The organism is Spiroplasma endosymbiont of Megaselia nigra (genome assembly GCF_003987485.1).
Taxonomy (GTDB): domain Bacteria; phylum Bacillota_I; class Bacilli_A; order Mycoplasmatales; family Mycoplasmataceae; genus Spiroplasma.
The window spans coordinates 1-2,111 of the sequence record NZ_RCOO01000184.1 but is presented as its reverse complement, the minus strand read 5'-3'; the positions used below and the strand labels follow the sequence as shown (position 1 = coordinate 2,111).

Here is a 2,111-nt window from a genome sequence, read left to right as displayed (position 1 = left end):
GATATTACTGATGATATTGAAATCATTAAAACACAATTGCAAAGTGTTTATGATGAATTAATTAAGGTACAAACAGTTAATACTGGTGGCGTACCAAAATTAGAAAACAAGGAAAAAAATATTTTAGATACAGACAATGTATTTAATAAATAAGAAAGAAGGTATAAAATTATGGCACAAAACCCACAAAGAATTTTTGGCGATATTGCTAATCAAGCAACACAAAAAGATTGTGAATCATTTAACCAATGATATCTACATAAATATCAACAAAAATTTATCTGAGAGGCATTATTTGCGTGAAAAGAAGCAAATAAGTTTGGTTTAACATATAAAAAAAAGAAAAATATTCAATATAGTGAAGGTATAGGAAAAGATGGAAAAGTATTTAATACTGACGACAATCTTTTAAACTATACTGAAGTAAAGTTTGAAGATGGAACAGTTGAATTAGATACAATTTTAACTTTTGCTCGTAAATTAGACCCTGTAGAAAGTGATTTTAATCCCAATCTTTGAGCAGCTGATATTGAACAAGCAATGGATACTGAAGTTGCTTATAAACGTAATAAAATTTTAGAAATTATTAACAATGGTCAAGTTACAACTATTCAAGGGAAAAAAGCAGATGATACAAATGCTTTACAAATCCACGATGAAATTATGGATAAAATATATGAAAATGGCTTTACTCCATCATAAACGGTTGTTTTAGGTTCGGCTGATTTTATTCGTGGAATTCGTAATAAATTACAGTTACAACTTGGAGCAAATGACCAAATAAATAGCGTAATTGCAACAAGCGGAGCAATGAAAACCGTTGAAGGAACAACATATTATATGGTTCCTAAAAAATTACCAATTATTAATAAAGATGGTTCAGAAGGAACAATTAGTCTATTACCAGGAGGTGTTAATGCAATTGCTTTTAAATTTAGCAGAAAATATGACCCTCTTATTTTACGTAAAAAAGACCATACTCCGTTAAGAGTTGGTGCTGCTGCGTTAGGTACTGGTATGGGTAATACTTTAATTATGGAAAGAGTTTTATATTTAGGTGGAGCAGTAGTTGAACCTAATGGAATTATTAAACATATTGTTGCAAAAATTTATACTAGGAAAAGAGAAATCAGTAATATTAATAGAATAGATAAACCAACTATTCGTGTTGCAGACCCAACACAAGCAACAGCCGAGCAATTAAAACCACAATTTAAAGATGTTGTTTTAAAAGCAGTAAAAGCCGTAGATAGTTCTTTAACTGAAAGTGATTATGATTACTTTATTGAAAGTAGAGGTGAGGACTGACCTATTGATATTACAAATGATAAAACTGTTGAAGTTCAAATTGAAGGTAAAAACAACGCTACTGGTCAAACAAATCCGATTGATGTTAAAATTAAAAATTATTAATAGTACTAAAAATAGTACTTTTTCATTTGATAGATATGCCAATTGGAACATCTAAAACAGCCCTTATTTATGCTGTTAAAAAAAATCCAACTAGATTGTCAATCCAACAACAAGAAAAAAGTTTTGGGTTACAATTACTAGAATTTTTAGGAATTCAAGTTTTAGCACTTGGTTTATCAGTTTTAACTGGTGGAGTTGCTTCGGCTGTTGGTATTGGTGCGGGATTATCTAATTTTGCCGCAGCATTTATCTCGTTTGGAGTAGAAATAGCAACCGATTTTGCCGTAAATCAAATATACGATAAATTAACCTCAGAAGTAACAACAAAAAGTACTGTCTTAAATTTGTTACCAGCAATTGGTGGTGTTGGTAAATTAACGCGTGCTGCTCGTACAACTAGAATTTTAAAATTAGCAAAAGAAACTAAATTACTTGAAAAATTAGGTGTAATAACTGCTAATAACTTAGAAGATATTGTAAAACAAGTTACAGGTAAAAAGGTTTTATCTGATAAATTAATATTTGATTTTACAAAGCAGGCTAATAATGAAACTTTATTATATACAATTGGAAAATTAGCCCGAAATGATTTTTATAAAGGTTTTAAAGTTTCTAATTTAGAAACAATTAATAATTTATTAAAAATTGAGAAAAATATTCAAAAAATAAGTCCTAAATTAGTTCAAAAAATACCACGC

The 2,111-nt window shown here is 29.1% G+C and carries 3 protein-coding genes; all 3 read left to right on the top strand.

Going from position 1 to position 2,111, the window contains the following annotated elements:
* The first annotated feature begins 171 nt into the window (after nt 1–171).
* Entirely contained in the window at nt 172–702 is a 531-nt protein-coding gene (locus D9R21_RS05915; RefSeq protein ID WP_126821475.1) for a hypothetical protein, read from the top strand.
* Nucleotides 703–810: 108 nt separating this feature from the next.
* Nucleotides 811–1,413, top strand: a complete 603-nt coding sequence (locus D9R21_RS05910) for a hypothetical protein (protein WP_126821474.1) — start codon at nt 811–813, stop codon at nt 1,411–1,413.
* Nucleotides 1,414–1,448: 35 nt separating this feature from the next.
* On the top strand, nt 1,449–2,111 hold a 663-nt coding region (locus D9R21_RS05905; protein ID WP_148108855.1), incomplete at its 3' end, for a hypothetical protein.